The organism is Gordonia sp. (in: high G+C Gram-positive bacteria) (assembly GCF_049299075.1).
In the GTDB taxonomy this organism is placed as follows: domain Bacteria; phylum Actinomycetota; class Actinomycetes; order Mycobacteriales; family Mycobacteriaceae; genus Gordonia.
Genome location: NZ_JBAQWU010000359.1, coordinates 1 through 4,239 on the forward strand (window position 1 = coordinate 1; position 4,239 = coordinate 4,239).

At 68.4% G+C, this 4,239-nt stretch carries 4 protein-coding genes; 1 reads left to right on the forward strand and 3 read right to left on the reverse strand.

From position 1 onward, the window contains the following. The 3 genes from WAW85_RS11315 to WAW85_RS11325 form a co-directional block, all read right to left on the reverse strand. On the reverse strand, positions 1–431 hold a 431-nt coding region (locus tag WAW85_RS11315; RefSeq protein WP_422559708.1), incomplete at its 3' end, for an NAD(P)-binding domain-containing protein. Position 432: 1 nt separating this feature from the next. Continuing rightward, positions 433–1,596 carry an acyl-CoA dehydrogenase family protein gene (locus tag WAW85_RS11320; protein WP_422559709.1) on the reverse strand — a complete coding sequence of 388 codons (1,164 nt, stop codon included), beginning with the start codon at positions 1,594–1,596 and terminating at the stop codon, positions 433–435. Between the two features lie 12 nt (positions 1,597–1,608). Continuing rightward, positions 1,609–3,141 (reverse strand): CoA-acylating methylmalonate-semialdehyde dehydrogenase, encoded by a 1,533-nt coding sequence (locus WAW85_RS11325; RefSeq protein WP_422559710.1) that lies wholly within the window; start codon positions 3,139–3,141, stop codon positions 1,609–1,611. Between the two features lie 105 nt (positions 3,142–3,246). Here WAW85_RS11325 and WAW85_RS11330 point away from each other — a divergent pair, with 105 nt between their 5' ends. Continuing rightward, positions 3,247–4,170, forward strand: a complete 924-nt coding sequence (locus WAW85_RS11330; RefSeq protein WP_422559711.1) for a LysR family transcriptional regulator — start codon at positions 3,247–3,249, stop codon at positions 4,168–4,170. Positions 4,171–4,239: the final 69 nt, after the last annotated feature.

The following is a 4,239-nucleotide window of genomic DNA, read 5'->3' on the forward strand; positions in this document are numbered from 1 at the left end:
GCCGCGGCGAAGGCCTCGTCGGCGCCGCCGACCATGAACGCTAGGGTGCCTGCGGTGGCCCCCTTCACCCCACCCGACACCGGTGCGTCGACCGCCGCGAACCCGGCCGCGATCGCATGGGCGGCAACCGCCCGGGCCTGGTCGACAGAGATCGTCGAACTGTCGATGAGCAAGGCGCCCGGCTTCGCGGCCGGCAGCACCGCCGCGTAGGTGGCCGCCACAAGTGCCCCGTTGGGCAGCATGGTGATGATCGCGTCGGCGTCCGCCACGGCGTCCACCGCGGCGGCACAGGTGAGCACCCCGGCGGCGCGGGCGGCTTCCAGCGCCGCCTCGGACGGATCGAAGCCCCGCACGGAGTGCCCGGCACCCACCAGGTTCGCGGCCATCGGGCCGCCCATATTGCCCAGCCCAAGGAAAGCGATAGTGGTCATGTCAGTGTCCTTTCGCGATCGAGCGGCCGAGCACGACCCGCATGATCTCGTTGGTTCCTTCGAGAATGCGGTGTACCCGCAGATCGCGGACGATCTTCTCGATTCCGTATTCGGTGAGGTAGCCGTAGCCGCCGTGCAGTTGCAGTGCCTGATCGGCGACGGTGAAGCAGGTGTCGGTGACGAAGCGTTTAGCCATCGCACACTGCTCCACCTTGTCGGCGGCATCGGTGTCCAGGGCGGTGGCCGCATGCCAGAGCAGCAGACGCGAGGTCTGTAGCCCGGTCGCCATATCGGCGAGGGTGAACCGGATCGTCGGCTCATCGATCAGTGTGCTGCCGAATGCGCTGCGGGACCGCAGATACTCAACGGTCCGGTCGAAAGCCGCCTGCGCACCGCCGAGCGAGTTCGCCGCGATGTTGAGGCGGCCGCCGTTGAGGCCGTGCATCGCGATGGTGAAACCGATGCCCTCGATCCCGCCGAGCAGACTCGACGCCGGGACGCGCACGCCGTCCAGAATCACCTGCGCGGTGGGCTGGGCATGCCAGCCCATCTTCTTCTCCTGCCCGCCGAAACTCAGTCCCGGCGCGTCCTTGGGCACGAGGAAAGCAGAGATGCCTTTGGGTCCGGCATCTCCGGTGCGCGCCATGACGATGTACAGGTCGGAGGTACCCGCACCCGAGATGAACTGCTTCACCCCGGTCAGCACAAACTCGTCGCCATCGCGCTCGGCGCGGGTGGCCAGCGCCGCCGCATCCGATCCGGCACCCGGTTCGGTCAGGCAGTACGAGGCGACGGTCTCCATTGACGCCAGCGATGGCACCCACTGCGCCCGCTGCGCGTCGGTGCCGTAGGCGTCGACCATCCAGGCACACATGTTGTGGATCGATAGGAACGAACCCACGGCCGGATCGGCGTATGCCAGCTGCTCAAAGACGCGCACCCCGTCCAGACGGCGCAGCCCCGAGCCGCCGACATCCTCCCGGCAATAGATCGCCCCCATGCCGAGTGCGGCCGCCTGTCGCAGTTCGTCGACCGGGAAGTGTTTGGCCTCGTCCCACGCCAGGGCGTGCGGGGCCAGCTTCTTGGCCGCGAAGTCGGCGACCGCACTGACCAGGGCGGCCGAGTCCTCGTCTAGCCCGGCGAGGTCGCCGGAGATGTCTGCCATGGCCGGTCCGCCTCAGTCCATCGTCGGGATGACGAACTCGGCGCCATCCTTGATGCCCGACGGCCAGCGCGAGGTGACGGTCTTGGTCTTGGTGTAGAACTCGATCGCGGCCGGACCGTGCTGGTTCAGATCACCAAAACCGGACCGCTTCCAGCCGCCGAAGGTGTGGTAGGCGACCGGGACCGGGATGGGCACGTTGACGCCGACCATGCCGGCCTGCACGCGGGAGGTGAAGTCGCGGGCGGCGTCGCCGTCGCGGGTGAAGATGGCGACGCCGTTGCCGTACTCGTGCTCCGACGGCAATGCGAGGGCCTCGTCGTAATCCTTGGCGCGGACGATGGTCACCACCGGGCCGAAGATCTCGTCGGTGTAGATCGACATGTCCTTGGTGACGTGGTCAAAGAGCGTCGGTCCGACGTAGTAGCCGCCACTCAGATCCTCGCCGTCGAAGGTCGCGTCGTCGGCGCCGCGCTCACGGCCGTCGACAACGAGGTCGGCACCAGCCTGCACGCCGGCATCGATGTAGCCCAGGACCCGCTCGCGCGCCGCTGCGGTGATCAGCGGGCCGTAGTCGGCTTTCGGGTCGAGGGAATGCCCGACGCGCAGCGCACGGACCTTCTCGGCCAGCTTCTCGCGCAAAGCGTCGGCGGTCTGCTCGCCGACCGGGACGGCGACGCTGATGGCCATGCAGCGTTCACCGGCGCTGCCGTAGCCAGCGCCGATCAGCGCATCGACAACCTGATCCAGGTCGGCATCCGGGAGGATGATCATGTGGTTTTTGGCGCCACCGAAGCACTGCGAACGCTTGCCGTTGGCGGCCGCGGTCGCATAGATGTACTGCGCGATGTCTGAGCTGCCGACAAAGCCGAGGGCCTTGACCTCCGGGTGGTCCAGCAGTGCGTCGACGGCTTCCTTATCGCCATGGACCACCTGGAAGATCCCGTCGGGCAGACCGGCCTCGGTGAACAGTTCGGCCAGCCGCAGCGGCACGGACGGATCCCGCTCGGAGGGCTTCAGGATGAAGGCGTTGCCACAGGCCAGCGCGGGACCGGCCTTCCACAGCGGGATCATCGCCGGGAAGTTGAATGGGGTGATGCCGGCGACGACGCCGAGCGGCTGCCGCATCGAGTAGACATCGATTCCGGTGCCCGCCCCCTCGGTGTACGCACCCTTCAGCAGGTGCGGGATTCCGATGGAGAACTCGATCACCTCAATGCCGCGCTGGATGTCGCCCTTGGCGTCAGCGAAGGTCTTGCCGTGCTCCAGGGACAGCAGCTCGGCCAGCTCGTCGATGTTCTGATTCACCAGATCGACAAACCGCATCATGACGCGGGCGCGGACCTGCGGGTTCTTCGCCGCCCAGGCCGGCTGGGCCGCGGCCGCGATCTGGACAGCCGCCCCCACCTCGGCGGCGGTGGCCAGCGCCACCTTGGCGCGTACCGCACCGGTGCTCGGGGTGAAGACATCGGCGGTGCGGCCGATACCGTGACCGTCGATGTTGTCGGTGCGCTTGCCGTCGATGAAGTGCGGAATGATCTGGCTCATATGGTGCACTCTGCCAACGCCGCCGGACCCCGTCAACGGCCATCCGCGCACCCCGGCCGTGCAGATGTGCACGGCCGGAACACTGAAGCCATTTACAATCGCAGGGTGATCCGGCCGCCGATCGAAGCGCGCGATGTCCGCGCCGACGACCTCCGCTACCTGCTCGCCGTCGCCCGCACCGGCAGCCGCACGGTCGCGGCCGGCGATCTCGGCGTCGATGCAAGCACCGTGACCCGACGAATCCGCGCCCTCGAACAGTCGCTCGGGGTGCGGCTGGTGGAGCAGGGCGCGAGCGGTTGGGCGCTCACCGACCTCGGACGCCAGGTGGCCGATACCGTCGGCCCGATCGAGACGGCCGTGGCCCGGGCGCTCGACGTCGTCGCCGGAACCGAGGAGGAGTCACTGCGCGGCAATGTGCGGGTCAGCGCCCCGGACGCCTTCGGCGCATACTTCGTCGCGCCGGCCCTCACCCGGGTGCGCGCCCGCCATCGGATGCTGACCGTCGAATTGCTCACCGTGACGCGGGAGTTGAACCTGCACCAGTCGGGGTTCGACGTGGCCATCTCGGTCGGCACGCCGGCGAGCAGCCGCCTGGTGGTCGAGAAGCTCACCGAGTACGCCCTCGGCTTGTATGCGACAGACCGCTACCTCGCCGACCACGGTGCCCCGGCCTCCCTCACTGAACTGCCGCACCATCCGCTGATCTGGTACGTCGATTCGCTGCTGCAGGTCGGCGAACTCGACCTGGACAAGCACCTGCCGCACAGTCCGGCCAAACTGATGTCGACGAGTATCTTCGCCCAGGTAGAAGCGGTCCGCGCGGGCGGCGGCATCGGTCTGCTCCCGGCCTTCGTCGCCGACCGAAATCCCGAGTTGCGCAGGATCCTGCGCGAACAAGTAGACGTCCACCTCGGCTTCTCCCTGGCGGCCCGGCGCGAGCGGCTCTCCAGCCGCGCCGTACAGGCCATCCGCGAAGCGGTGGTCGACGAGGTAGCCGCCCGCCGCACCGAACTGCTCCCCGCCCCCTAAGTCACACCGCCCCCTGAGCCACCCCGCCCCCTGAGTCACCCCGCCCCCTGAGTCACCCCGCCCCCTGAG